The sequence below is a fragment of the Haloarchaeobius marinus genome (assembly GCF_051207415.1).
GTDB lineage: Archaea > Halobacteriota > Halobacteria > Halobacteriales > Natrialbaceae > Haloarchaeobius.
The window spans coordinates 84,629-109,703 of sequence record NZ_JBPKGD010000003.1; the positions used below are offsets into that span (position 1 = coordinate 84,629).

24 protein-coding genes and 2 tRNA genes are annotated in these 25,075 nt (G+C 67.7%); 14 read left to right on the forward strand and 12 right to left on the reverse strand.

The genetic code is table 11. The features are described from left to right. The first annotated feature begins 31 nt into the window (after positions 1-31). Together lysS and ACSC1W_RS12370 are read left to right on the forward strand one after the other, a co-directional pair. Positions 32-1,702, forward strand: coding sequence for a lysine--tRNA ligase (gene lysS / locus ACSC1W_RS12365; protein ID WP_435347778.1), 1,671 nt, complete (start codon positions 32-34; stop codon positions 1,700-1,702). A 104-nt stretch (positions 1,703-1,806) separates the two neighbouring features. Continuing rightward, positions 1,807-3,594 carry a site-2 protease family protein gene (locus tag ACSC1W_RS12370; RefSeq protein WP_435347779.1) on the forward strand — a complete coding sequence of 596 codons (1,788 nt, stop codon included), beginning with the start codon at positions 1,807-1,809 and terminating at the stop codon, positions 3,592-3,594. A 39-nt stretch (positions 3,595-3,633) separates the two neighbouring features. Here the strand turns inward: ACSC1W_RS12370 and ACSC1W_RS12375 are convergent, their stop codons facing one another. Beyond that, positions 3,634-4,161, reverse strand: coding sequence for a PadR family transcriptional regulator (locus ACSC1W_RS12375; protein ID WP_435347780.1), 528 nt, complete (start codon positions 4,159-4,161; stop codon positions 3,634-3,636). A 116-nt stretch (positions 4,162-4,277) separates the two neighbouring features. Between ACSC1W_RS12375 and ACSC1W_RS12380 the strand changes: the two genes are divergently transcribed. Beyond that, positions 4,278-5,738, forward strand: coding sequence for a heme-binding protein (locus ACSC1W_RS12380; RefSeq protein ID WP_435347781.1), 1,461 nt, complete (start codon positions 4,278-4,280; stop codon positions 5,736-5,738). A 131-nt stretch (positions 5,739-5,869) separates the two neighbouring features. On the opposite strand, the gene ACSC1W_RS12385 is transcribed toward ACSC1W_RS12380, so the two are convergent. Together ACSC1W_RS12385 and ACSC1W_RS12390 are read right to left on the reverse strand one after the other, a co-directional pair. Then, on the reverse strand, positions 5,870-6,922 hold the full coding sequence (locus tag ACSC1W_RS12385) for an aldo/keto reductase (protein ID WP_435347782.1): 1,053 nt from the start codon (positions 6,920-6,922) through the stop codon (positions 5,870-5,872). Positions 6,923-6,947: 25 nt separating this feature from the next. Beyond that, positions 6,948-8,309, reverse strand: coding sequence for a TIGR00341 family protein (locus ACSC1W_RS12390; protein ID WP_435347783.1), 1,362 nt, complete (start codon positions 8,307-8,309; stop codon positions 6,948-6,950). Positions 8,310-8,457: 148 nt separating this feature from the next. Here ACSC1W_RS12390 and ACSC1W_RS12395 point away from each other — a divergent pair, with 148 nt between their 5' ends. Beyond that, entirely contained in the window at positions 8,458-10,590 is a 2,133-nt protein-coding gene (locus ACSC1W_RS12395) for a GH32 C-terminal domain-containing protein (protein ID WP_435347784.1), read from the forward strand. Positions 10,591-10,610: 20 nt separating this feature from the next. On the opposite strand, the gene ACSC1W_RS12400 is transcribed toward ACSC1W_RS12395, so the two are convergent. Further along, on the reverse strand, positions 10,611-11,945 hold the full coding sequence (locus ACSC1W_RS12400) for a glycoside hydrolase family 68 protein (RefSeq protein WP_435347785.1): 1,335 nt from the start codon (positions 11,943-11,945) through the stop codon (positions 10,611-10,613). A 127-nt stretch (positions 11,946-12,072) separates the two neighbouring features. On the opposite strand from ACSC1W_RS12400, the gene ACSC1W_RS12405 reads away from it, so the two are divergent. After that, positions 12,073-12,972: an acyltransferase gene (locus ACSC1W_RS12405; protein WP_435347786.1), complete on the forward strand. Its 900-nt coding sequence runs from the start codon at positions 12,073-12,075 to the stop codon at positions 12,970-12,972. A gap of 35 nt (positions 12,973-13,007) precedes the next feature. Then, positions 13,008-14,096 (forward strand): PQQ-dependent sugar dehydrogenase, encoded by a 1,089-nt coding sequence (locus ACSC1W_RS12410; protein ID WP_435347787.1) that lies wholly within the window; start codon positions 13,008-13,010, stop codon positions 14,094-14,096. On the opposite strand, the gene ACSC1W_RS12415 is transcribed toward ACSC1W_RS12410, so the two are convergent. Then, the gene (locus tag ACSC1W_RS12415; protein WP_435347788.1) at positions 14,075-15,397 is read right to left on the reverse strand and encodes an aryl-sulfate sulfotransferase; all 1,323 of its coding nucleotides are present in this window, start codon (positions 15,395-15,397) and stop codon (positions 14,075-14,077) included. The two genes, ACSC1W_RS12410 and ACSC1W_RS12415, sit on opposite strands and share 22 nt — an antisense overlap. A 99-nt stretch (positions 15,398-15,496) precedes the next feature. Between ACSC1W_RS12415 and ACSC1W_RS12420 the strand changes: the two genes are divergently transcribed. Both ACSC1W_RS12420 and ACSC1W_RS12425 read left to right on the forward strand, forming a co-directional pair. Beyond that, positions 15,497-15,778 (forward strand): DUF7577 domain-containing protein, encoded by a 282-nt coding sequence (locus tag ACSC1W_RS12420; RefSeq protein ID WP_435347789.1) that lies wholly within the window; start codon positions 15,497-15,499, stop codon positions 15,776-15,778. A gap of 62 nt (positions 15,779-15,840) precedes the next feature. Then, positions 15,841-15,999 carry a DUF7331 family protein gene (locus tag ACSC1W_RS12425; RefSeq protein WP_435347790.1) on the forward strand — a complete coding sequence of 53 codons (159 nt, stop codon included), beginning with the start codon at positions 15,841-15,843 and terminating at the stop codon, positions 15,997-15,999. 126 nt (positions 16,000-16,125) lie between these two features. Here ACSC1W_RS12425 and ACSC1W_RS12430 read toward each other — a convergent pair whose 3' ends face one another. The 3 genes from ACSC1W_RS12430 to ACSC1W_RS12440 form a co-directional block, all read right to left on the reverse strand. After that, positions 16,126-16,305, reverse strand: coding sequence for a hypothetical protein (locus ACSC1W_RS12430; RefSeq protein ID WP_435347791.1), 180 nt, complete (start codon positions 16,303-16,305; stop codon positions 16,126-16,128). Further along, positions 16,305-16,565, reverse strand: coding sequence for a hypothetical protein (locus ACSC1W_RS12435; RefSeq protein ID WP_435347792.1), 261 nt, complete (start codon positions 16,563-16,565; stop codon positions 16,305-16,307). The genes ACSC1W_RS12430 and ACSC1W_RS12435 overlap by 1 nt, the downstream gene beginning before the upstream one ends. 264 nt (positions 16,566-16,829) lie before the next feature. Continuing rightward, positions 16,830-16,900: transfer RNA gene (locus tag ACSC1W_RS12440), tRNA-Gly, on the reverse strand. 180 nt (positions 16,901-17,080) lie between these two features. Here ACSC1W_RS12440 and ACSC1W_RS12445 point away from each other — a divergent pair. Next, on the forward strand, positions 17,081-17,878 hold the full coding sequence (locus ACSC1W_RS12445) for an NAD+ synthase (protein ID WP_435347793.1): 798 nt from the start codon (positions 17,081-17,083) through the stop codon (positions 17,876-17,878). Positions 17,879-17,941: 63 nt separating this feature from the next. Here ACSC1W_RS12445 and ACSC1W_RS12450 read toward each other — a convergent pair whose 3' ends face one another. Continuing rightward, positions 17,942-18,631, reverse strand: a complete 690-nt coding sequence (locus ACSC1W_RS12450; protein ID WP_435347794.1) for an enoyl-CoA hydratase/isomerase family protein — start codon at positions 18,629-18,631, stop codon at positions 17,942-17,944. 60 nt (positions 18,632-18,691) lie between these two features. On the opposite strand from ACSC1W_RS12450, the gene ACSC1W_RS12455 reads away from it, so the two are divergent. The 3 genes from ACSC1W_RS12455 (at position 18,692) to ACSC1W_RS12465 (ending at position 20,955) form a co-directional block, all read left to right on the forward strand. Continuing rightward, positions 18,692-19,366: a DUF7114 family protein gene (locus ACSC1W_RS12455; protein WP_435347795.1), complete on the forward strand. Its 675-nt coding sequence runs from the start codon at positions 18,692-18,694 to the stop codon at positions 19,364-19,366. A gap of 55 nt (positions 19,367-19,421) precedes the next feature. Beyond that, positions 19,422-19,493, forward strand: a tRNA-Thr gene (locus ACSC1W_RS12460). Positions 19,494-19,692: 199 nt separating this feature from the next. Beyond that, positions 19,693-20,955 carry an amino acid ABC transporter substrate-binding protein gene (locus tag ACSC1W_RS12465; protein WP_435347796.1) on the forward strand — a complete coding sequence of 421 codons (1,263 nt, stop codon included), beginning with the start codon at positions 19,693-19,695 and terminating at the stop codon, positions 20,953-20,955. A 22-nt stretch (positions 20,956-20,977) separates the two neighbouring features. Here the strand turns inward: ACSC1W_RS12465 and ACSC1W_RS12470 are convergent, their stop codons facing one another. Genes ACSC1W_RS12470 through ACSC1W_RS12480 form a run of 3 tightly spaced genes read right to left on the reverse strand, consistent with a single transcriptional unit; the run spans position 20,978 to position 23,447 of the window. Continuing rightward, the gene (locus ACSC1W_RS12470; RefSeq protein WP_435347797.1) at positions 20,978-21,502 is read right to left on the reverse strand and encodes an FKBP-type peptidyl-prolyl cis-trans isomerase; all 525 of its coding nucleotides are present in this window, start codon (positions 21,500-21,502) and stop codon (positions 20,978-20,980) included. 5 nt (positions 21,503-21,507) lie between these two features. Next, positions 21,508-22,965 (reverse strand): sulfite oxidase, encoded by a 1,458-nt coding sequence (locus ACSC1W_RS12475; RefSeq protein ID WP_435347798.1) that lies wholly within the window; start codon positions 22,963-22,965, stop codon positions 21,508-21,510. A 53-nt stretch (positions 22,966-23,018) separates the two neighbouring features. Then, on the reverse strand, positions 23,019-23,447 hold the full coding sequence (locus ACSC1W_RS12480) for a plastocyanin/azurin family copper-binding protein (RefSeq protein WP_435347799.1): 429 nt from the start codon (positions 23,445-23,447) through the stop codon (positions 23,019-23,021). Between the two features lie 216 nt (positions 23,448-23,663). Between ACSC1W_RS12480 and ACSC1W_RS12485 the strand changes: the two genes are divergently transcribed. Both ACSC1W_RS12485 and ACSC1W_RS12490 read left to right on the forward strand, forming a co-directional pair. After that, entirely contained in the window at positions 23,664-24,383 is a 720-nt protein-coding gene (locus ACSC1W_RS12485) for a helix-turn-helix domain-containing protein (RefSeq protein WP_435347800.1), read from the forward strand. 115 nt (positions 24,384-24,498) lie between these two features. Continuing rightward, positions 24,499-25,074 (forward strand): class I SAM-dependent methyltransferase, encoded by a 576-nt coding sequence (locus ACSC1W_RS12490; RefSeq protein ID WP_435347801.1) that lies wholly within the window; start codon positions 24,499-24,501, stop codon positions 25,072-25,074. Position 25,075: the final 1 nt, after the last annotated feature.

The following is a 25,075-nucleotide window of genomic DNA, read 5'->3' on the forward strand; positions in this document are numbered from 1 at the left end:
CGGCGACGACGCGACCCGGGGTGAACGACCGGTGAGCGTCGACGACGGCGAGACGAGTCCGTACACCCTGCAGGCGGACGAGGACGACGACGAGGGGACGCGACACGTCTTCTGGGCCGACCGCATCGCGGACGAGATAGAGGCCAGAGAGCCCGAGGACCCCATCGTCATCAAGGGCGGCATCTCGCCGTCCGGCGTTCCCCACTTCGGCAACATGAACGAGGTCATGCGCGGGTACTTCGTCGCCGAGGTGCTCAGAGAGCGCGGCCACGAGGTCCGGCAGGTGTTCACCGCCGACGACCGCGACCCCCTCCGGAAGCTCCCGCGGACGCTCGCGGACCTGGACGGCGACCTCGTCGACCTCGGCGACGTGGACGCCGGCGCGCTCGGGCGCAACCTCGGCAAGCCGTACACCGACATCCCGGACCCGTTCGGCTGCTGTGAGTCCTACGGGGCGCACTTCTCGCGGCTCATCCAGTCCAGCGCCGACGCCCTCGACGTGCCCATCGACCTCGTCTCGAACACCGAACTGTACGAGGAGGGCGCGTTCGACGAGGTGACGCGGTTCCTGCTCGAACACGTCGAGGACGCGAGGAAGGTACTCGCGAAGTACCAGGACAAGGTCGACTCGACGTACGTCCCGTTCAATCCCATCTGTGCGAACTGCGGCACGGTGACCGAGACCGTCACCGGGTTCGACGCGGCGGCCGGCACCGTCGACTACGTCTGTACCGACGTCGAGGCGGGTAACCAGACCATCGAGGGCTGTGGCCACGAGGGCACAGCCACCCTGCGCGAGGGCAAACTCCCCTGGCGCTTCGAGTGGCCCGCCCAGTGGCAGGTCCTCGGCGTCGACTTCGAACCCTTCGGCAAGGACCACGCCGAGGGTTCCTGGCCCTCCGGCGACGACATCGCCCGCAACGTGCTCGGCATCCAGCCGCCGGCCCCGATGGTGTACGAGTGGTTCACGCTGGACGGTCGGACGTTCTCCTCCTCGGCAGGGAACGTCATCCTCGTCGAGGAGGTGCTGGAACTGCTCGAACCGGAGGTCGTCCGCTTCTTCTTCTCGAAGAACCCGAAGAAGGCCCGGGACTTCTCCATCGAACGGCTCGACCAGCTCGTCGACGAGTTCGACCGCTTCGAGCGACTCTACTTCGACGACGAGGCGGGCACCGAGGAGGAGGTCGCCTACGCGAAGCGGGTCTACCCCTTCGTCGTCGGCGACCCGGACCCCGACCGTATCCGCCTGCCGTACACCTTCGCGGCCGTCCTCGGGATGTTCGACGACCCGGCCCTGCGCGAACAGGTCGCCCGGAAGGAGGGCCACGTCCCCGACGACGCCGACGAGGCCACCGTCGAGGCGGCCCTCGCACGCGTCGAACGCGCCCGAAACTGGGCCCGTCGGACGGACAACGAGTTCAACTACGAACTCAAGCGCTCTGCGATTCCGGACGTCGAGTTCGACGAGACGACCGAGGCCGCCCTCGATGAACTCGCCGACTTCGTCGCGGAGGGCCACGACGGCGACGCCATCCAGGGCGAGATATACGAGACGGCGAAGCGCCGCGACATGGACATCGGGAGCCTGTTCGCCGCCGGCTACCAGCTGTTCTTCGACGAGGAGCAGGGCCCCCAGCTCGGGACGTTCCTCGGGAAACTGGACCGGGAGTTCGTCGTCGAACGGTTGCGGCGGGAACGCTGAGTCGGACTCGCGCTCCTCGACCGGGCGTGAACTGACGGGGAATCGGGCCACGCCGACGTGCCCAAACCAAACTCATTTGCCCGTCCCTCCCCGAGTGTGAGGCGATGGTCTCCACTCTGTGGCTGGTCGTCGCCGGCTTCACCATCTACTGGATGCTGCTCCTGGCAGTCAAGCGTGAGGGGTGGCTGCCCTCGTACGTCTCCACGCAGGGACCCGTCTTGCTGGTCCACACGAAACGCGGGCGTGCCTTCCTGAACTGGCTGGCCGGGCCGAAGCGCTTCTGGCGAGCGTGGGCCAACGTCGGCCTCGGCATCGCACTGGTCGTGATGCTCGGGACGTTCCTCCTGCTCCTCCAGGGTGCGGTCTCGACGCTCCAGAACCCGCCGACGCCGACGGCGGTGAACCAGCCACGCAACGTACTCGTCATCCCCGGCGTGAACGACTTCCTCCCGCTGTCGGCCGCGCCAGGCATCGTCTTCGGACTGCTGGTCGGCCTCGTCGTCCACGAGGGCGGCCACGGCCTGCTCTGTCGCGTCGAGGACATCGACATCGAGTCGATGGGCATCGGCCTGCTCACCGTCCTCCCCATCGCCGCGTTCGTCGAACCCGACGACGAGAGCAGGCGGAAGGCCGACCGGGGAAGCCAGTCGCGGATGTTCGCGGCCGGCGTGACCAACAACTTCGCCATCACCGTCGTCGCGTTCCTCCTGCTGTTCGGCCCCGTCGCTGGCTCTATCGGGGTCGCGAGCGGTGCGCTCGTCGGCGGCGTCCTCCCCGGGTCTGCCGCCGAGGAGGCCGGCATCAGCGGCGGCGACCGGGTGACGGCCGTCGACGGCACCGCCGTCGACAACAGCACCCACTTCCAGACGCTCGTTGACGAGTCGGGGAGCGAGTCGGTCACCGTCGAACTGAACGACGAGACGACGCGGACGTTGAACCGGAGCGTGCTGGTGACCGGTGCGCTGGCGAACGGGCCGACGACCCTCGACGTCGGGACCACGATAGAGACGGTGAACGGGACGCCCGTGTCGACCGTCACCGGCTTCGAACAGGCGGTGCGCGAGTCGCCCGGGCCGGTCACCGTCACGACCGCCGCGGGCAACGAGTCGACGTTCGTCGGCGGCGCGTACGTCCTCGTCGGTGAGGACCAGCCGTTCCAGGCCGCCGGCGCTCCGGTCGGCGAGGCGGTCGTCATCACCGAGTTCGACGGAACCCGCATCGTCTCCATCGCCGACCTCGTCGACGCCATCGACCGGACGGAGCCAGGCGAGACCGTCCCGGTCGTCGCCTACCACGACGGCGAGCGCTCGACCTACGACGTGACCCTCGGCGAGGACGACGACGGCAACGGCTTCCTCGGCATCCGGGGGCTCGCCGCCGGCACCAGCGGTCTCACGCTGGACGACGTCGGCCTCCAGTACTACCCGGCCGAGTCCTACCTCGCAGTGCTCGGCGGCGGCGACCAGTCCACCCTCAACGCCTTCGCCCAGTCGTTCGTCGGCAAGGTCCTCCTCGTCCTCATCCTGCCCGTCGCCGCCGTCATGCCCGGCGGCGAGTTCCCGTACAACTTCGCGGGCTTCACCGGCGAGATGACCAACTTCTTCGTCGCCAGCGGCCCCCTTGAGTTCCTCGGCGCCGGCGTACTCTTCGCCGTCGCGAACGCGCTGTTCTGGACCGGCTGGATCAACATCCAGCTCGGCTTCTTCAACTGCATCCCGGCGTTCCCGCTGGACGGCGGCCACCTGCTCCGGACCTCGACGGAGGCGGTCCTCTCGCGGCTCCCGTTCGAGGTGACCCGGCGACGGGTGAGCGCGGTGACGACCACCGTCGGCGTGACGATGCTGCTCAGCTTCGTCGTCCTCGTCGTCGGACCGCAGTTGCTGACCGGGTAGTCGGTCTCGCCGGTCGAGAACCAGCGGACAGCATCACCCTCACTCCTCGTCGGCGTCGATGTCGTGGGCCTCGTAGAACTCCTCGGGCGTCAGGTCGATGCGCTCGAAGTCGTTGCCGTAGTAGTGCTCGTGGTGCCGGATCATCTGCTCGACGATCCAGGCCGAGAACGTCTCGTCGAAGCGCCACTCGCCCTCGACGGCCGGGACCTCGAAGCGCTCGTCGCAGGAGAAGGCGACGTAGACGTGGTAGAAGCCGAGGATGACGTCGGCGAACTCGCGGGCCTTCAGCCCGGACTCCTCGCGTCGCTCGTCGAGTTCGTCGAACCCGGCGTCGGTGAGTTCGAAGTACTTGCGGTCCGGTTCGTCCTCGCGCTCGATGCGCTCGGCCCAGCCCTCGTCCTCGAACTTGTAGAGGATGGGGTAGACCGACCCGTACGACGGTTCCCAGTGGCCGCCGCTGATGTCGCGAATCTCCTTCAGTATCTCGTAGCCGTACCGCGGTTTCTCCGAGAGGAGTTCGAGCACGAGGTAGGCGATGAGTCCTTTCGGTGGACCGCTTTTCCGCATTGGGACGTGATTCCCGTGGTGGACGTGAAAGCGTTTCGATACGGCCGATAGTTTGCCAGGGTCTCGGTGATGGGCGAATCAACACGTCCTTACCCCTCGTGTTCGAACCCCCGCGTATGCAGCGACGCGAACCTCCGTTGACAGAGGAAGGCTGGTACGCACTGCACGACTTCCGGACCGTGGACTGGGACGCGTGGCGCGACGCCCCGGAGCGCGAGCGAGAGCGCGCCGTGGCGGACGGCGTCTCGTTCCTCGAGGCCCACTCGGACCCGGACGTGGGCGGGACGGCCCTGTTCACCGTGCTGGGTCACAAGGCCGACCTCATGGTGTTGCACCTCCGCCCCACGCTCGACGACCTGGACCGCCTCGAACGGGGCTTCGAGTCGACGGAGTTCGCGGGGTTCACCGAACAGACCGGCTCCTACGTCTCCGTGACCGAGGCGTCGGGATACACCGAACGTGCCCGCGAGTACTTCGAGGGCGAGGTCGACGAGGACTCGGGGCTGGCGACCTACATCCAGTCGCGCCTCCACCCGGACATCCCGGACATGGACTACGTCTCCTTCTACCCGATGTCCAAGCGCCGGACGGGCGAGGACAACTGGTACGACCTGCCGTTCGACGAGCGCGCCGAACACATGGCGAGTCACGGCGACATCGGCCGCGACTACGCCGGCAAGGTCCAGCAGATGATTACGTCGAGCGTCGGGTTCGACGACCACGAGTGGGGCGTCACCCTCTGGGCCGACGACGCGACGGACATCAAGGACCTGCTCTACGAGATGCGCTTCGACCCGTCGAGTTCGCGCTTCGCGGAGTTCGGCACGTTCTACGTCGGGCGTCGATTCCCCGTCGCCGACCTCGCGGCGTTCATGGACGGCGAACCGGTGCCCGCCGAGGGCGACGAGCACCCGCATCACGGGCACGAGAACGGGCACGGTGACGGCCACCACGAGGAGACGGCCCGCCCCAGCACCGACCACGGTGCCGACGTGCGCTCGGAACTCGAAGCGGAGGGCATCTACGGCGGCACGCCACACGGCGAGGACGTCTACGCCGTCGTCCTCTACTCCGAGGCGGACCCCGACGAACTGTTCGAGGAGGTGTCGGGCCTGCGCACGAACTTCGAGCACTACGACTCCCACGTCAAGACGGCGGTGTACGAGTCCCGTGACGACGCCCCGACGGCGGTCGTCAGCATCTGGGAGACCCAGTCGGCCGCCGACACCGCAAGCGGGTTCCTCGCGGACCTCCCCGACGTCGTCCGACAGGCGGGCGACGAGACCGAAGGCGACACCTGGGGGACGATGGGGATGTTCTACACGACCAAACCCGACCGGACCGACGAGTTCGTCGAGAAGTTCGAGACCGTCGGCGGCGTGCTCGCCGACATGGAGGGACACATCCGGTCGGACCTCCTGACGAACCGCGAGGACGAGGACGACATGTTCATCGCCTCCCGCTGGGAGTCGAGGGAGGACGCGATGGCGTTCTTCCGGTCCGACGACTTCTCGGAGACGGTCGACTGGGGCCGCGACGTGCTGGCCGACCGACCCCGTCACGTCTTCCTCGCCTGACTCGCCGCCCTCGCCGTCACGCGCCGTCGGAGTCCCGCTGCTCCCGGACGGTCTGTCGTGAACGCCCTATCGCGACCGTGGAGTGGCGTCTCGGGGATGTCGCCAGGGCAGGGGAGAGATAGACTGGCCGTTCAGACGGCCCGCTTGTCCAGGTTCGCGGCCTCGATGTCCTCGCCGCCGACCGACGAACGGAGGATGTCCATGCCGTCGTCGCGAGTGATGCCGAAGTTGTCGGCGTACAGTTCCTCGACGCGCCGTGCCTCCTCGTCCGAGATGCGGGGCACCTCGCTCGCACTCGCCCAGGCGTCGATGTCCGCTTTCGTCCTGAACGTCGGCGTGACCGACGAGACGGCGTCGTGGGAGAGGAGCCACGCGATGCTGGCCTGGGCCATCGTGCGCTCGCCGTCCCGTTCGAGGAAGCGCAGCGCCTCGACCTTCTCCCAGCCGGTCTCGTACCACTCGTCCGGGCGGTGCGACCGGTGGTCGTCCTCGGCGAGTTCGGTCTCGGGCGTGACCTGCTCGTTCAACAGTCCCGAGGAGTGGGGGACGCGCGGGACGAGGCTGGTCGACGACCCGGTGCGTTCGACGGTGTCGACGAAGTGGTTGCCGACCTCCTGTTCGAGCACGTTCCAGACGAACTGGAGGGAGTCGAACTCCTGCTCGATGGCCATATCGCCCTCGGCCAGCCAGCCGATGGAGGGGCCGAGCGCCCAGCCGACGGCCTCGACGAGGCCCTCCTCGCGGAGTTCGTCGAGCGTCTCCAGCACGTCGGCGTCGACCTCGTCGACGTTCGCGTTGTGCAACTGGAGCACGTCGACGTACTCGAAGTCGAGGCGGTCGAGGCTCCGCTCTGTCGCCGTGCGGACCCACTCGCCGGACATCTCCTTCGGGAGTTCGCCGTGGCCGGCCTGCGGGTTGTTGTAGAAGTCGTAGCCGACCTTCGTCGCCACCGTCACGTCGTCGCGGCGGTCGCCGAGGGCCTGCCCGACGAGTTCCTCGCTCCGTCCGTGGCCGTACACGTCGCCCGTGTCGAAGTACGTGATGCCCTGGTCGTGGGCGTACTGGAGCATCTCGACGGCCTGTTCTTCCGTTCGGTCGCCCCACCAGTCGGTGCCGACGGTCCACGCACCGAAGCCGATCTCAGAGACGTCGACGCCGGAGTCGCCGAGTTCGCGGTACTGCATACTCCCCGCTTGGGAACGGGTACACTTATCGGGTGTGTTTCGTTCTCGAAACGCGGGAACGGCCCTCGCCGTCGTCGGTCTGCCGTTCGACGTACTCGACGACGACGCTGACCTCCCGGCCGGTCTCGGCCTCGATTCGCCGGGCGAGCGTCTGTCGCAAGTCGGGGTACGGCCGGTCGGCGGTCCGTCCGACGACGACCGTCACCTGCTGGTCGGTCTCGAGGCTGTAGAGGGGGCGGCCGTCGAACTGCGACCGGACGACGACGAGGTCGAGGCCCTCGTACCGCTCCTCCGAGAGCGTGTCGCCGACGGCCCGGTTCACGTCCTGCTCGAACTCGATGTGGGCCGTCACGACCACACCGGCGGCGGCGGTCACACCCACCAGCACGACGGCGATGGCGAGCAGGGGGACGAGTCGTTCGGGCGTCGTGCCCGGCACGCCGGCGACGGACGGCGCGTCCCCGGCCTCCTCCCGCTCTACGGGACGGTAGCCGAGGTACCAGAGGACGGTGACGCCGGCGACGTGTATCGAGACGACGTTCAGCACGAGCATGACGAACGCGCCGAGTGCGACCGCCGGGACCCCCCAGGCGACGCCGATGCCGACCGCGGCGGCGGCCGGGATGAGGGCCGCGGCGACCATCACGCCGACGAGCGTCACCGAGACGCCGGTTGCGAGTCCGAACGCGCCGGCGGCACCCGCACAGAGGCCGACTGTCACCGAGAGGAGTCCCGGCGAGATGCGCTGGGATATCTGCTGGGTCGTCGTCACGTCGAGCGCCGGCGGCAGGAACGCCGCCGACTGGAGCCCGAGACTGAACAGCGTCGCACCGACGATGGCGAGGGCGAGTCCGTACAGTTGCGTCCGGAACCCGTCGAGTAGCATGTCCCGGTTGAGCAACACGGTCCCGACGCTCGCGGTCAGTGCCGACCCGACGAGCGGGGCGATGACCATCGACCCGACGACGATGGCCGGCGAGTCGAGCAACAGGCCCGCGGTCGCGACCAGCGCGCTCAGCACCGTCATCGAGTAGTACGTCACCGGACTCGGCGTCAGGTCGAGGGCGGTGGCCCGTATCTCCTCGGTCGCGATGCTGTCGTCCTCCTCCGAACCGGTGATGAACCGTTCTTCCAGTTCCTCGAAGTGCTCGGAGAAGGCCGAGTGGGCGTCGGCGACGACGGTGTAGGTCTCGTCGACGGTCGTCTCGGCCCGCAGTTCGTCGAGGACCGTCTCGACGGCCTGCGCCGGAAGCGGGAACTCGACCAGCATCGCGTCGTCGCGGCCGCTGTCCTCGCTGAACACGACGTAGTCGACGTTGTGCTCGTCCAGCACAGAACGGACGGCCGACAGCTCCGACTCCGGGACGAGCGTCCGAATCAGACGCACTGTCGGTAGTACGGTGCAGTCGCAGTTAATCACCCGCTCATCGGGCGGGAACTGGTAACCAGCGGGTGGCGAACTGGCCGACGGCGGACGGACCGCGACTCCTGCCGAGAAGGAACGTTTTTTCTCGGGGACGAGTAAACGCACGGTGATGGATGGATTGCCGGTTCGCGTCGCCTGCCTGTACGCCACCGACCCCACCGAGGAGCAACGGGTCGCCTACGACTGGTGTGGGTCCGTCGCCGCAGCGGTCGACCGCCGGTCGTTCGCCGACGTCGCCGACGGGACGGTCGACCTCGCGTCCTACGACGCCGTGTGGTGGCACCGCGACCGGCCGGTTGACGACGACCCGGTCCTCCGCGACGCGGGCGACCGCCTGCTGGCGTACGTCGAGGCCGGCGGCGGCCTGCTGTTGAGTCTCCGGGCGGTGGCCGCCGTCGACAAGCTGGGCGTCGACCCCGTGGCGCCGGACGCGACGGGCGTCGAGGAGTTGCACGGTCACGCCGGCCTCCTGCGACGGTCGCTCCACGCGGGCCACCCCGCCTTCGAGACGTTCGACGGGCTCCGAACCTTCACGCGCGCTCCGAACCGCGAACAGGTGTTCGCCCGGTACGAGGCCGTGATTCCGGAACGCGGGGACGTGCTGGCCTGTGCGACCAGGGGCGACACAGACCTCGTCGGCCACCGAACGCTCGTCGAGTGGCGCCCCGGGGACGGTCGGGTCGTCGGGGCCGGGGACGCCGTCGGCTTCGTCGACCCCGGCGACTACGAGGACGCGCGCCGCCACGAGCGCTTCGTCCGGAACCTGCTCGGCACCGTCGCCAGCGGTCGCGGCGGGGTCGACGGCCGACCGACCGACGCCGCCGGCCTCGCCCGCCTTCGGGAGCACCTCGCCGACGACCACCACCGGCCGGGGTACCACGTCTCGCCGCCGGCGAACTGGCTGAACGACCCGAACGGACTCGTCGAGCACGAGGGCACGTACCACGTCTTCTACCAGTACAACCCGAGCGGGCCGTTCCACGGCTCCATCCACTGGGGCCACGCGGTGAGCGACGACCTGCTCCACTGGGAGGACCGGCCGGTCGCGCTCTCGCCCTCGCCCGACGGTCCGGACCGCGACGGCTGCTGGTCCGGGTGTACCGTCGTCGACGACGGCGTCCCGACGCTGCTCTACACCGGCGGGCGCGGGCACCGCCAGTTGCCGTGTCTCGCCACCGCCGACGACGGCCTGGACGCGTGGCGGAAACATCCCGGGAACCCGGTCATCGAGTCGGCACCGGCCGAAGTCGACGTGCTCTCGACCGACGACTGGACCGCCGAGTTCCGCGACCACTGCGTCTGGCGCGAGGACGACGCCTGGTACCACCTCGTCGGCTCCGGGGTCCACGACGTCGGCGGTACCGCCCTGCTCTACCGTGGCGACAGCCTCACCGACTGGGAGTACGTCGGCCAGTTGTTCACCGGGGACGACGGCCACGGGACCGTCTGGGAGTGCCCCGAACTCCTCGACTTCGGCGCGTATCGCCTGCTCCACGTCTCGAACTACGACGACGTGCGCTACTTCGTCGGGCGGGCGAACCTCGACGCGCCCTCGTTCGCCGTCGAGGACGAGGGGCTGCTCGACCACGGCGACTTCTACGCGCCCCAGTCGCTCCGGACGAGCGACGGGCGAGTACTCACCTTCGGCTGGGTGCCCGAAGCCCGCACCGTGGAGGCCCAGTGGCGTGGCGGCTGGTCGGGCCTGCTGTCGCTCCCGCGCGAACTCGACGTGACCGACGACGGCCACATCCAGCAGCGACCGGCCACCGAACTCGAACGGCTACGGGGACGCCGTGTCGTCGACGGTCACTGCTCGCTCGACTACGGCGAACGCCGGGTCCTCGACGTGAACGGGCGAACCGCCGAACTTCGCCTGCAGGTCGCCGACCTCGGGGGCGTGACGCTCGAACTCGGCCTGTTCGAGTCGCCCGCACTCGGCGAACGGACCGCCGTCCACTACGAGGGCGACCGACTCGTCCTCGACCGGGCGGACAGCAGCCTCGACCCGGCGGCGGAGTCCGACGAGCAGGTCCTCCCCGTCGGCGACGGGTCGCTCGACCTGCGGGTCTTCACCGACGGTTCCGTCGTGGAACTGTTCGCGAACGAGTCGCGGTGTCTCACCGGTCGGGTCTATCCGACGCGGGAGGACGCGACGGGCGTCTCGGTGACGGCCGTCGGCGGCCCCGTCGACCTCGAACTCGACGCCTGGGACCTCGACTCGACGTGGCCAGCGCGTCGCTGACTCCCCCGGCCCGTCGGACCTCAGTACGGCCCCGGAACGCGGTACGGGTGCCCCGTGTCGCGGCCGGCGGCCCTACCGTCCTGCCTGCGCTCGACCAGTCGCTCGTCGAGCGTCGGCGACAGGTCCTCGTCCTCCGTCGGGAGGTGACCGTGTGAGAGGGTCCCCCGGACCCACGTCCGGTCGCCGTCGTACCCCAGTCTGACCGTGGGCGCGAGCGTCCCGCCGAACCGTCGAATCTGTTCCGCCTCCGACAGCAACGCCACGTCGTCCAGCGACGGTCGGTCGAAGTCGCAGTAGTTTACGAAACTCGTCACCAGCAGTTCGTCCCGGTGGGCGTAGGTCAGCCAGGAGTACGCCTGGAACGGGGCGTTCGCCGGGTTCGTCAGCACCAGTCCGGACCCGTTCAGGGGTCGGTAGTCGCCGAACAGGTCGTCGGCGACGAAGCCGTAGAGTCCGTCGTAGCCCGTCAGCCCCGGCGCGAACGTGTGGACGTGGCTGGAGACGAACAGGTAGTACCGACCGTCGGCGACGACGACGTGGGGTCGTTCGAGTTCCTGGTTGACGCCGACGGCGTCGAGCAACGGCTCCCGAAGTTCCCAGTCGGTCGGGTCACCGGTCGACGACCGGGCGACGCCGACGCTCCCGTTGAACGACTGCAGGTCCGGGTCGCCGCCGCAGGCGTCGCTGCCCTCGGGGACGGGCGTGTTTGCCTCGAACAGCAGGTAGGTCTCGCCGTCGGCGGGGTCCTCGAAGAACCACGGGTCACGGAAGGTGTAGATCATCCCACGGGACTGGGTCTCCGTCTCGTAGCGCGTGCCGTCCGGTTCCAGCAGCACCTCGTGGTCCCACGGTCCACGGAGCGTCGGCCCGGCGTCGCTCACCTCGACGTGCCCGCCGCTGGCGCAGGCCAGCCGCTGTGTGTACGAGAGGTCGGACTCCCCGCGCTCGCCGGCGGCGGTGTAGTAGCAGTAGACGGTACCGTCGTCGTCGAGCAGTGCGGACCCGGCCCACTGGCGCGACCCGAACGCCTCGGCCGGGTCGACGGCGACGCCCCCGCACGTCCAGTCGGTCCCGTTCTGGGAGTAGAAGTACCGTATCGTGGCGACGTCGTGACGCTTGCCCGGCAGCAGGGTGGCCGGCGCGGAGAGACAGAAGATGACCCGGTAGCCACCCGGCGTCGCGACGCTCCCGTCGCGCTCTCGCAACAGCCAGGTGTCCCAGACGTGGTGGTCGGGGGACGTCTCGACTGGCGGCGGATAGACGACTGGAGCGACGGTGTCGTCGGACCGGGCGACCGTGCGTGCGTCCTCGCGGGACCACGCAGGCGTCGCCCGCGTCGCGTGCCTCGGTGTCATTGTCCAACGATTCGCCGCCCCGTCGAAAGTCGTGTCGCTCTTCGGTAACGCTTGCCGACCCGCGGTCGCGGTCCCACCGGGTTCGGACAACCGAACTGGCATAAGGTTGCCGCCCGAACGAGGGTGCATGACGAAACGGCACGTCTCGCTCCCTGACGACGCAGAGGCAGGCGTCCGGGCGTTCATCGAGGAGGTCCACGAACGACTCGCCTCCGAGGAGGACACCTGTGACGTCGTCGAGGAGACGCTGGTCGACCTCCACGGCGACCGCGACGCCTACGAGCGCTGGCGGAACGACGCGGAGGTCTCCCCGGCCGAACGGGTCCGACTGCAGGGCTACGACCCCTGCAACACGACGCTCGAATCGGAGTACTACGCCGAGAAGGACGAGGCGACGTTCGAGCGCTCGAAGCACCTCCAGTGGCTCTGGCGGCAGTTCGACGCGACGCCGATGGCCGACAACGTCGAGTTCGCACTGCGGTTCCGGGGGATGCTCGCGACGCACCTCTTCGACGAGTGCGGGGAGAACTGCCGGTTCTTCAAGGGCATCACCTTCACCTACGGGCACAACATCAGCATCGGCGACAACGTCGTCGTCCACGACGACGTCCACCTGGACGACCGGGGGAAACTCACCATCGGGGACCGCGTCTCCATCTCGGACGACGCCCACCTCTACTCCCACGACCACGACGTCGTCGACCAGACCGCCGTCAGGAACTTCCACACCATCGTCGAGGACGACGCCCGGGTCACCTACGACTCGATGGTCCGCGCCGGTTGTCGCATCGGCGAGAACGCCATCGTCGGCGCAAAGAGCATCGTCGGTGCCGACGTGCCCGCCCACCACGTCGCCGTCGGACAACCGGCCAGGAGCGTCCGCATCAAACCCGGGTGGGAAGACGTCGCCGTCCCCCTCGACGAGGCGGGCGTGGACCGGCGAGACGAGCGCGAGATAGCCTACGAACTCCCGGACGACTTCGAACAGTTCGACGAGTTCGGCCGCGACCTGTCGCCACCGAAGTAACAGGTATTTAGCCTGTCGTGTCGAATCCCGTCGTGATGCACAGACGCCGCTTCCTCGCCGCCGTCGGGACGGCCGCCCTCGGGACCACCGCGGGTTGCATCCTCGACCCCACCGACGACCGGCCGACCGAGACGGACGAGGACCGGCGACCGATTCGACTCGAACGCATCCGGATGCGACTCGAGACGCCGTGGGGCGCCTCGTTCCATCCAGAGACCGGCGTCCTGTACGTCACCGAACGCGGGGGTCGCATCCAGCGGGTGACCGGTTCCGACGCCGGCCTGGTCCGCGACCTGACCGACGGAACGGCCGCACGCGGCGAGGGGGGCCTGCTCGGGGTCACGTTCGACGCGGTCGACCCCGACTGGGCGTACGTCTACCAGACCTACGAGGGGGTCGACGGCCTCCGGAACCGCATCCTCCGACTCGACGTGACCGACGAGTTCGCCGTCGAGTCGGTACTGGTCGACGGGATTCCGGCCGGCGAGGTCAACAACGGCGGGCGAGTCGCCTTCGGGCCCGACGGCGCGCTCTGGGTGACGACCGGCGACGCCGGGGTCCCGGACCGGGCACAGGACACCGACGCCCTCGCCGGGAAGGTACTCCGACTCACCCGCGAGGGGACCGCACACCCCGACAACCCGTTCGACAACCCGGTGTTCACATACGGCCACCGGAACCCACAGGGCATCTCGTTCGTCGACGGCGAGGCGTACGTCGTCGAACGCGGACTGGACAACCCCGACGAATTCAACCGCCTCCGACGCGGCGGGAACTACGGCTGGCCGGCGGTGATGGGCGAGAGCGACGACGGCCGGTTCGTCCAGCCCCTCGTCTCGTGGCAGACGGCCGTCGGGCCGGCCGGACTCGCACACTACACCGGCCCGATTTCGCGCTGGCAGGGGAGTTTCTTCGTCAGTACGCTCCGCGGCGGGCACCTGCGTCGGGTGCGTTTCGGGGACGACGGGACGGCAGAAGAGACCGAACTGTTCGACGACCTCGGCCGCATCCGGACGACGTTCACCGGACCCGAGGACCACCTCTACTTCACGACGAGCAACCAGGAGGGGCCGGGCGAACCCGACCCGACCGACGACGAGATCTATCGCGTCAGACCGCCCTGACGGAGGCGGGAGACGGCGAGTACGCCGAGGTCGACGACGACGCCGACGGTCGCCAGCAGACCGACGAGTCCGGCGGCGAACTCCTCGAGGCGGACCCAGCCCGGGAAGACGAACCGTCCCCAGGCGACGTACGTCCCGATGGTCTTCTCGAGGCCGCCACGGTCGACCTTGCTCTCCAGGGATTCGCCGGTGGCGTCCACCTGCGTCTCCTCGGGGGTCCCGAGGCGGTCGGCCGCGTACGGCATGCTCATGCCGCCGTACTGCCAGACGACCTCGCCCTCCTCGTTCAACTCGATGACGCGGTCGTTGAACGTGTCGGTTATCAGCGTGTGTCCGTTGGCGAGGCGGTCGGCGTCTCGTGGCCAGAGGACGCCCTGCCCGTACTCCCAGACGCGTTCGCCCGTCTCGACGTCGTACTCGACGACGCGGTCGTTCTCGCTGTCGGCGACGAGGACGGTGCCGTTGAGCCGCATCGGGTTGTGCTGTTCGTAGAGGTAGCTGTGGTTCCCGGGTTCGCCGACGACGCCGACGACCGCCTTGGTCTCGCGGTCGACCTCGATGACCACGTCGAAGTTCCGGATGCTCATCTGGAAGTTCCCGTTGTCGAGCAGGTCGATGTCGTTCATGTGCGTCCAGTCGTTCTCCGGCCCGGTGTAGGCGGGTGCGCCGTACTCCGCGTCGAAGTCGCTGCCCTCGCCGAGGTGGGGGCGGGCGTGCCACTCCCACGTTATCTCGCCCTCGGCGTCGACGGTGAACGCACGGTTGTTCCCCATGTCGATGATGGCGGTCTCGCCGCTGGGCAGTCGGTCGGCGTCGTGGACCTCGTGGTTGTGGACGAAGACGTCGTACCACGAGTAGTTCCACACCTCCTCTTTCGTCTCGTAGTCGAGTTCGACGACGCGGTTCTGGACGCACCCGGGGTGCCCGTCGTTCGTGTACTCGTCCGGGCAGGCCGCGTCCGACCGTTGCGTCGCGATGCTCGCGAGGACGTTCCCGTTCTCGAGCAACTCGACGTCGAAGACGCGCGAGTTCGGCGCGTCGTACTCCCAGACCACCTCGCCGTCGGGCGTCACCTCGATGACGCGACCCTCGAACTCGTCGCCGTACGACTGGACGCCGATGAGCGTGTTGCCGGCGTGGGCCTCGTAGACGGACCCGTTCGACCCGTCGTCGATGGCGCCGACGCCGTCGCTGGCGTCGACCGTCGCTGCAGGTGCCGCGAACACGGCCTGCAGGCCGATGAATGCGGACACGAGTACGAGGAGGGCAGAGAGGGCGAATACGCGAGACCGTCGATCCATACCATGCTGGAACACAGCGCGCCGCCTAACTCTAACGGTACGTCGCGACCCCTCCCGTCGTTCGAATCGTATAAGTCCCGTGCTACACAATGTCATAGTATGGCGTCCGTCTGGAACTGGGCCATCGGGTACCTCCTCGTGTTCGCCGCGCTCCAGTTCGCGGTGTACGTCTACTACCGTCGCCGGATGGACGACGAGGCGTCGCCGCAAGGCCCGGGTGGTGAGCAACCGACCGTGGACCAGTTCGCCGCACGCTCCGCGTTCGGCGACGAAGCCACCGGGAGCGACGTCCGCCCCTGCCCCCACTGTGGCGTGGGCAACGAGCCAGACAGCACGTTCCGGTACTGCCGGAACTGCGCGCGCCAACTCGCCGGTTCTTAGGCGTTTCGGCCGTTCTGGCCAGCAAACATAAGACCGGGGCGGGGGAAGCACTACCGAGTCGAATGCACACGTCCGATACGGAACCCGAACGCTACGTCGGCCGCGAGACGGTCAACGGGCTCATCATCTACGACCGTGAGAACCTCGACGCCTGGATCGAATCCGACAAGACGGTCGCCGTGACCGAACAGACCGACCACCGTTCCTCTCACTCCCACTGAGACCTGGTCTCCGCCCCTCGCTGTCGAGCACCTGCTGGTCTCGTTCGAGCGACGCCCGTCGGCGGACGGTCGGGACGCGGCCGGCAGGGACAGGACGACGCAAGTCGTGCTGGTCTGCGATACCGGTCAGTAGACCCCCCGCAACTCCGGTACGAGCGCGATACAGACGGTCATCACGACGAGCAGGACGATTCCGACCGTGCCCAGGACGTACGTGGTGCCCTCGAGCAGCCATACGAGACCGAGCGCGGCCACGCCGAACATCGCGATACCCACGACGAGTCGGACCATCGTCGGGAGGTGCATCAGTCACCCCCGGACAGGTCCAGCAACTCCGCCGGGTCGACGTGCAGGTCCTCGTGGTCGACGTCGTCCCACTCGTACGCGACCGACACCCGGAGAGACACGAAGTCGTTCGACGCGTGGCCGCGTGCGAGCTGTGGCCACCGGTCCGGGGCCGTCCTGTGTTCGAGCGCGTCGAACCCGAGGACGGTCCCGCCCTCGGCGTCCGATTCGAGGCGGGCGGTCCCCCTGTCTCCGCCGTCTGCGTGTACGTGATAGCTCACGGAACTCCCCGGCCAGTGTGTCGACGTGTAGCGACATAGGTAATCGCGGATTACGCGGAGCGAACGTGGTACGTAAACGAGGTAAATCACGTAGTAACTGGCTTCCGTTCAGTCTGCATCCGTCCGTTCCGGTGGCAGGACGTCACTACTACCGTACGGACGAACGGGCCGCCTCGACGCCGACGGCGATGCCGACGGTGCGGCCGGGACCGAGCGCTCCCACCACTGCTCGGCGTCGTCACTCCCGGTGTGTCGTCGGAAGGATGCGCCGTCCGGGAATTGAACCCGGGCTATTAGCTTGGGAAGCTAATGTCCTACCACTGGACCAACGGCGCACGCACGCCACGGTCGTACGCGCCCCGGGGTCGTCGACCCGGTGCGCTCGCCCGTGGTGATTCTACCCGACTCTTTCACCCGGCGTCACTTGAACGTAGCGCTTTCCCGGACTGGACGCCCGTCCACTTTCCGAGGGGGTCGAGGAACGTTCTTGGCAGTGGCTTCCCAACTACGAGACGATGTTGGACCTCCGGTTCTCAGAGGCGGAACTCGCCGCACAGCGCGACCACATCGTCGATTTCATCGCGTCGACGGTGGACGACGCCGGTGCAGACGGTGCCGTTCTCGGTCTCTCCGGCGGCGTCGACAGCACGACGACTGCCTACCTCGCCGTGGACGCACTGGGCACCGAGAACGTCTACGGCCTGATACTCCCCGCCGAGGTGTCCAGCGAGGAGAACATGAGCGACGCGGAACGGGTCGCCGAGACGCTCGGCATCGACTACGACGTCGTCGAGATCGGCGGCATCGTCGGCAGCATCGTCGACGCCATCCCGGGTGCCGAACGCGACACGCTCGCCGTCGGGAACGCCCGCGCTCGCGTACGCGGCGTCGTCAACTACTACGTCGCCAACGAGGAGAACTACCTCGTTCTGGGAACCGGGAACCGCGCCGAGGCGATGACCGGCTACTTCACGAAGTACGGCGACCAGGCCGTCGACTGCAACCCCATCGGCAACCTCTACAAGCAGCAGGTCCGCCAGCTCGCCGCGTACCTCGGCGCACCCGAGGACCTCGCGGAGAAGACCGCGACCGCGGGACTCTGGGCGGACCAGACCGACGAACAGGAACTGGGCGTCGACTACGACACCATCGACGCGGTCGTCGCACTCCACATCGCGGGTGACGCGTCCACGAGCGCCACGGCCCGCGAACTCGGCGTCGAGGAGCGCGTCGTCGAGCGGGTCCGCGGACTGTACGAACGGAGCGAACACAAGCGCCGGATGCCGCCGGCACCCGAACCGCTGTCGCTCTAGAAGCCCGCTGCAGCCCGGGGCGCGACCCAGTCACCGGGGCAGTGACCGCCTCGTGGCGGTCCCTCACCGCGATAGCGTCGACGCGTTCTCGGCCACGAGGTCGGCGAACGCCGCCGCCTCCCTGGCGTGCTGGACGGCGCGGTCCGAGTCGTCGCGCATCCGTCGCTTCAGTACCGCCAGCGCGCCCGGGTCGTTCTCGGCCACCTCGGCCGCGACCGTCGCAGGGTCGGCCACGATTCGGGAGACCAGCCCCATCCGGAGGGCCGCCTCGGCGTCGACCACCCGACCCGACAGCGCGACGTCCATCGCCTCCCCCTCGCCGACGATGCGGGGCAGGCGCGCCGTCCCACCCCACGCACCGAACAGGCCGAGCGAGACGCCCGTCTCGGCGAACGTCGCGTCGGGCGTCGCCACACGGAGGTCGCAGGCGAGCGCCAGTTCGACCCCGCCGCCACGGGCCGGTCCGTCGATGCCAGCCACCACGACCGACTCCGCCCCCTCGATGGCGTCGGCGACGCGCTGGCCGAGCCGGGCGAACGCCTTCGCCTCGTCGCGGTCGAGTCCCGTCACGACGTCCAGGTCCGCACCTGCCGAGAACGCTGCTCCCGCACCAGTCAGGTACACCACCGGCGTCTCCGCCCCGGTCACAGCCGCCCGGAGGTCGCGCAGGCCCGCCTCGGTGAGCGCGTTTCGCCGCGTCGGCCGGTCGAGCACCACCCGGGTCACCCCGCCGTCGACTGCCGTTTCGATCATGGTGTAGGCGACTCTTCCCTTTCCAAAGGTCTTTGCCCTTCCCCCCACTAGTCGGCGGCAATGGACGAGGCCGCTACGTGCCGGCGCGCCGCCTGCGAGGCGCTCGCTGATATCTATCCCGACCGACTCCGCGACGACATTGCGGACCGGCTCGCCGCCTCCTCGATGGCCCCCGGAGTGGTGACGATCAGGTGCGCCCTCGCGTGCGACGACGACACCGACGTCGCCACCGTCGCCGACCGCGCCGCCGGCGTCCAACTCATCTACGACGGACTCCGACTCACACGCTCGCTCGCCCACGAGGAACCCTGGGCCGACACCGACGACCAGACACAGGCCAACCTCGACTCGCTGGCCGCCACGGTCCTCGTCTCCCGCGGTTTCTACCTGCTCGCCCGGACCGACGCCGCCGCGAAGGCCGTGGGCACCGTCCGCGACTTCGGGCGCGACCAGACCCGCCGCCGCGAACCCGGTGCCGACACCGCCGTCCTCGACGCCTCGCTCGAACGCGACGTACTCGAACTCGCCGCGCTCGCCGGCACCACCGCCGTCGGAGCCACCCCCACCACCGACCTGTTCGCACAGCTCGGTGCGCTCGTCGCCACCGACGGCTCCGAGGCACTCCCGCCGGTCGAGGCACTCCCGGCCGCGACCGAACTACAGACCGGCGCGACGGCCAGCGAGACCGCCGGCCGGACCGACGACCACGTCCGCCAGTCGGCGACCGATTCCTAACGGCAAATCGAAACCCATAAAGACAACACCGGGCAACGGTAGGATGCACTCCGGTGCCTGGGTAGCTTAGCGGTAAAGCGCGTCCTTGGTAAGGACGAGAGCCCGGGTTCAAATCCCGGCCTAGGCTTCTCTCGCCACCGCCTCCAACTCTCGGCGTTACAGCCGCGAGTGACAAACTACGTCCACGAACGGACGCGACCCCAGGTGTATTTCTGCCGGCTTCACGGCCACGGAAACGTCGAAATCCGGCGCATTCGGTCTCCAAACTACAGCTTACCCCAACAACGAATCAAATAACAAATTGACTGGGGCGCATCGTCGCGTGGATGGGACAGAGACTCCACGCACGAAGCAGTGACTCAGGTACGACGCGACGAACGTATCTCCAGGCGGCGGGGGCGTCCGGCGTCATAGCGCTACCCGTGGGGCCCACCAGGACCGAGAAGCAGCAGACGATAACGCTCGGGGGGTCGATGAGCCTCACGGGGGACAACGCCAACCTCGGGCGACTCTACAGGGACGCCTACGAGTTGACGATACGGCGTATCAACGAGGCGGGCGGCGTGGACGCTGGCGACGGCACTACCTACCGCCTCGAGCTGATACTGCGAGACGACGGAAGCGACGCCTGCAGGAGTACGGCGATATACCGTGACCTCGTCGACAACCAGCAGGTCGACTATCTGCTCGGACCGTACTCGAGCACCGTCGCGCTCGCGGCGAGCGAAGTTGCCGCCAGCAGTCAGAAACCGATGGTCCAGGGCAGCGGAGCGAGCCCCGAGATCTTCAGCAGGGGCAACGAGTGGGTGTTCGGTTTGCTACCGGCTGCCGACACGTACTCCGTCTCGACCATCGAGATGGCGATGGCCCAGGACCAGCCGCCGGCAACGGCGGCGCTGCTGACGGAACTCGATAGCTTCAGTCAGAGCTCCGCTGGAGGGGCACGCGAGAAACTCGCCGACGCAGGTGTCGAGGTCGTCGTGGACCAGACGTTCCCGAGCGAGACGTCGGACCTCTCGTCGTTACTGGCGGAAGTCAGGGATAGCGGGGCGGAGCTGCTCGTCCTCTCGGCGCACGAGCGACACGCGATCCTTCTCGCCAACCAGCTGGAACGCCAGAACGTCAGCCCGAAGCTGGTGACGACCACGGTCGGCAGTCTCACGTCCAACTTCAGGGAGCAGACGAGCGAGAACGGGGACTACGTCTACGGACCGAGTCCGTGGAACGACACCGCAGACTACGGCGACCCCGTCTACGGGTCTACCGACTCGTTCATCGCGGCGATAGAGCGGGCGTACGGCTACCGGCCCGACTACCACAGCGCCGCGGGTGCAGCGGTGATAGTGACCTTTCAGCACGCCTTCCAGCAGGTGACCGAACTCACTCCGAGGAACGTGCGTGACGCCGTCCGCCAGACCGAGATTACCACCGCGTACGGAGACGTTTCCTTCGACGAACGGGGCATCATCAGCAGAGCGATGTTCGTCTACCAGTGGCAGCCACGGGACGGCGGCGAGGCGGTGAAAGTCCTCGTCTGGCCCGAGGCGGTCCAGCAATCGCCACCCATCTATCCGATGCCCGGTCGATAGAAACAGGGAGTGCAGCCGTCGGTTATACGGCTCTGTCCGAGGCAGCGGGGTCGTCGTCTTCCGTCCCCGGTTCGGGTGCGCGTACCTCGAGCAGTCGAATCTCGAACTCGACGCGCTCGCCGGCCAGTTCGTGGTTGAAGTCGACCGTGACCGTCTCGTCCTCGACGTCGACGATCCACCCCACGTCTCCCGTCTCGCTACGGACGAGACTGTCAGGTTCGGCGGTGACGTCGTCTCCGTCCTCGAGTTCGCTCCGTGGAATCGTCACCACCAGTTCCGGGTCGCGTTTCCCGTAGGCCGCCTCCGGTTCGAGGACGACCGTCCGGGTCTCTCCACTCGACATGTCCAGGACGGTGCCGTCGATTCCGTCGATGACCGTCCCCTCCCCGACGACGAACTCGAACGGTCTGAAGTGGCGGTGGTCGTGATAGACGCCCTCGTCCAGGGCCACGTCGACGTCGGTCGTCTCGAAGACCTCCCCCGCGTCGGGGGCATCGACGAGCCGTCCGGTGAGGTGAACGACCGCGAGATGTCCAGGTTCGACCATCGTGTTCAGTTCTCTACCGTGAACGTGACCGCGTGGGGCACGTACGCGTTGTTACCGTAGCCCTTCTGGTTCCACGGGTACTTGTCGTCCTCGATGCCGCGAAGTTCCTCGTCTGGGGCGGAGATGGTCGCCGGTTGGCTCCGCCCGTGCTCGTCGGTCGCACGGGACACGAGCGTGTGTTCGCCCGACGAGGGGTCGTTCCAGATGTACCGGAACTGCCGCCAGGCCGTCTCGGTGTAGGCCGGGCCGTAGAATTCCGCTTCGCCCCACGACTCCCCGCCGTCCGTGGAGACCTCCACCGTCTCCACCCGGTCGTCACCAGCCCAGGCGACGCCGAGGACTTCGATAGACCCACCCGGCGACGGCGAGACGGTCTGTCCCTGTCCTGGATACCCGACGAGCGACTTGACCAGCTGGTCGTACATGTAGGCGTTCCGAATCTGGTCGGTGTTCTCCATCTGCTCTCGCGTGTCGAAGGTGTCGATCGATTCGTAGTGCTCGGCACCGTCGTCCTGCTGTGGGATGATCCGGTAGGAGTACTGCTGCCAGTGGGTGTAGAGCCGCTGGTCGCCCTCCTCCCACTCGTCTCCGATCACCATCTTGTTCATCACGTGCATCCGGTCGACCCACTTCACGTTGTTATTCCCGAACCAGCCGGGGACGAGTAGCCGCACCGGGAACCCGTGTTCCTTCGGGAGCGCCTCCCCGTTCATCTCGTAGGCGAGGAGACAGTCGTCCATGACCTTCTCCATCGGAATCGACCGGGTGAAGACGTCTTCACCGTCGGGTGCCTCCCCGCCCATGACGGTCAGGTAGTTCCCGGCCGAGGTGTCCGCACCGTAGTGCTCGAGGACGTCGCTGAGAGGGGTGCCAGTCCAGACGGTGTTCCCGACTGCCCCGAACGCCCACTGGTTTCCACCGACCTTGGGTTCGAAGTACGACCGGCCGTTGCCGGAACACTGCATCGTATGTGCGACCGATTCGGTTCCGAACGAGTACTTGAGACGCTCCATCGAGAGGTCTACCTCCTGGTCGACCAGTCCCGTGAGCGAGACCTGCCACTCTCCCTCGTCGATCGTCGGCGAGACGTAGTGGTTCCGGATGTAGAACTCCTCGTTCGGCGTGAGGTACCCGGCGTACGTCGACCGGTTCGCTGCCTGTGCGTTCTCCGGTTCGGGCGAGAGGATCTGGAGGCCGGGATACTTCTGCTGGAGCGACGGTTCCTCGTCCTGTGGCTGCGTCGTCGTCTGGGTCGACGTCGACTCGTCGGTGGCCGTCTCGGTGGACTCCGAGGTCGGCGTACCGGTGTCCTGGTTCTGTCCGCACCCGGCGAGAACGCCGACTCCAGCGAGCGTCCCGGCCGCCATCAGGAATCGCCGACGCTGGACGAATCGATTCCGCTGGGACGTCTCCTCACCGGTTGCATCAGCTACCCCATCACCGCGTGGTTCTCCCTGTGACATGGGAGCAAACAGCAAGCATGTGAGTATCAATCGTCGCCTGGCACAGGCCAATCTCACTCGGAGACGGTGATGTCCCCGACCATCCCCTGTCCCGCGTGTGGGGCACAGACGTAGACGTACGTCCCTGCGACCGTGAACGTGTGTTCGAACGTCGCGTCGACCTCCATCACCGCGTAGTGATTTCCGCCGTCGTACGACGCGAACGGGTCTGCACCGTCCGGGTTCTCACACTTCCCCGAGGACCCGGGCTTGCTCGTCACGTTGTGCCCCGGACTCTCCGCCGTCCACCGGACCGTGTCGCCGACGCTGATCTCGATGGACTCGGGTTCGAATCGCAGTCGCCGCTCGGGTCCGACTGCGACCTCGGTCACGCTGCTCTGTTGCGCCTCGGTCGCCGATGCGGTCGCCGTCGAGGTCGACGGCTGGGTATCGATATCGCCACTGCTGGAGGCCCCAAGACAGCCCGCGAGAGAGCCGACCATCGTCGTGCCGCCCAGTGCCGTCAAGAACGTACGTCTTTCAACCATCGTCTGTACCTAACCGCCAACGGTTGGGAGGGCAAATAGGCTGAGTTGTCCTGTGCCAAGGTCGGGGTTAAGTCGGCGAAACAGTGATTACGAAGCCCCTACATTAGCGTGATAGATAATCACACTCACCACGCGAGGGACTGGCAGATAAAAGATACATTAGCCCCGAAGATGAGAGAAGTCACCTTCACGCTAGAGTACGAGAGCGAGGTCGACCCCGTCATGGACATCCTCATCGAGTCGCCGGACGTCGCGGCGTACTCGATCGATAGCTGTGCCAGCAGAGATCGGTTCTGGCGAGTCGAACGCTTCACCGGCCCCACCGACGCCCTCGAGCGTGTAGAGCGTGCGCGTCTGGACGACGAGCAAAGAGAACGGATGACGAAGAGCCACTGCGGCGCCAGCAGGCATCACGAACTGCTGGAGTCCACCCCGAACTCGAGGGTCTTCTACAGTTACATTCACGACCTCCACCGGTGCGATTCGGTGGTCGGGAACTCGGCCCGGTACCTCGACCTCGGGATGGTCTTCCAGACCTCCCGCAGTGGGTCGATGCACGAGTGGCGGCTTCTCGTCCGGTCGAAGGAGAACGTCGACACGTTCTTCGACACCGTCGAAGACAACCTCCAGGAGGGCGTCGCGCTCCACTTCGACAGGCTCTGTGAGGTCGAGTCCTGGGACATCGACTCACTCTCGATGGTCTCCCTTCCCGAAGACCAGCGTGACGTCCTTCGACTGGCCGTGGAGCGGGGATACTACGAGACGCCACGGCAGGTCACGATAGACGAACTCGCGGCTGAACTCGACGTGCCCTCCTCGACGCTCTCGTACCGCCTCCGACGGGCGGAAGCGCAAATGGCCGAAGGCTTCGTCGAGAGCTACGCCCGGTAGGTATCTCGGCCGACGCCGACGGTTCGTTCGTAGTCGGTCGACGTAGCGGGTTCCTCCACGAATCGTGCTCGACCACAGAACGAAGATTCACGTACCCGGAATCGACAGTGGGCACATGGACGAGGTCGCCCGCACCAGGACGGTCTACGAGTCGAACAGCGACGCCTTCGTCGACAAGTACCGGACGGAGTCCATCGCCGCCCTGCTCGGCGAGGAGTTCTTCGACGCGCTCGCGGGCAGCCGCGTCCTCGACGTTGGCTGTGGCCCGGGGTCGGATTCCGAGACCTTCGCCGACAGGGGCTTTTCGGTGACGGGCCTGGACGTGACGCCGTCGTTCCTCGGGAGCGCCCGTGAGAACGTCCCCGACGGGTCGTTCGTGCAGGGCGACATGCGAAACCTGCCGTTCGCCGACGGGGCGTTCGACGGCGTGTGGGCCTGTGCGTCCCTCCTGCACGTACCCCGCGGGGACGCGCCGGCGGCGCTGTCGGAGTTCCGGCGGGTGCTCGTCGACGGCGGTGCGGTCTACTGTTCGCTCAAGCGCGGCGAGGAGAGCGGGTTCGACGAGGACGGGCGGTACTTCGAACGGTACACCGGCGACGAGGTGACGTCGCTGCTGGCCGACGCCGCGTTCACCCCGGTCAGCGTGAAGACGTCGGAGCGCTGGGTGAACGCCGTCGCCGTCGCCGAGTGAC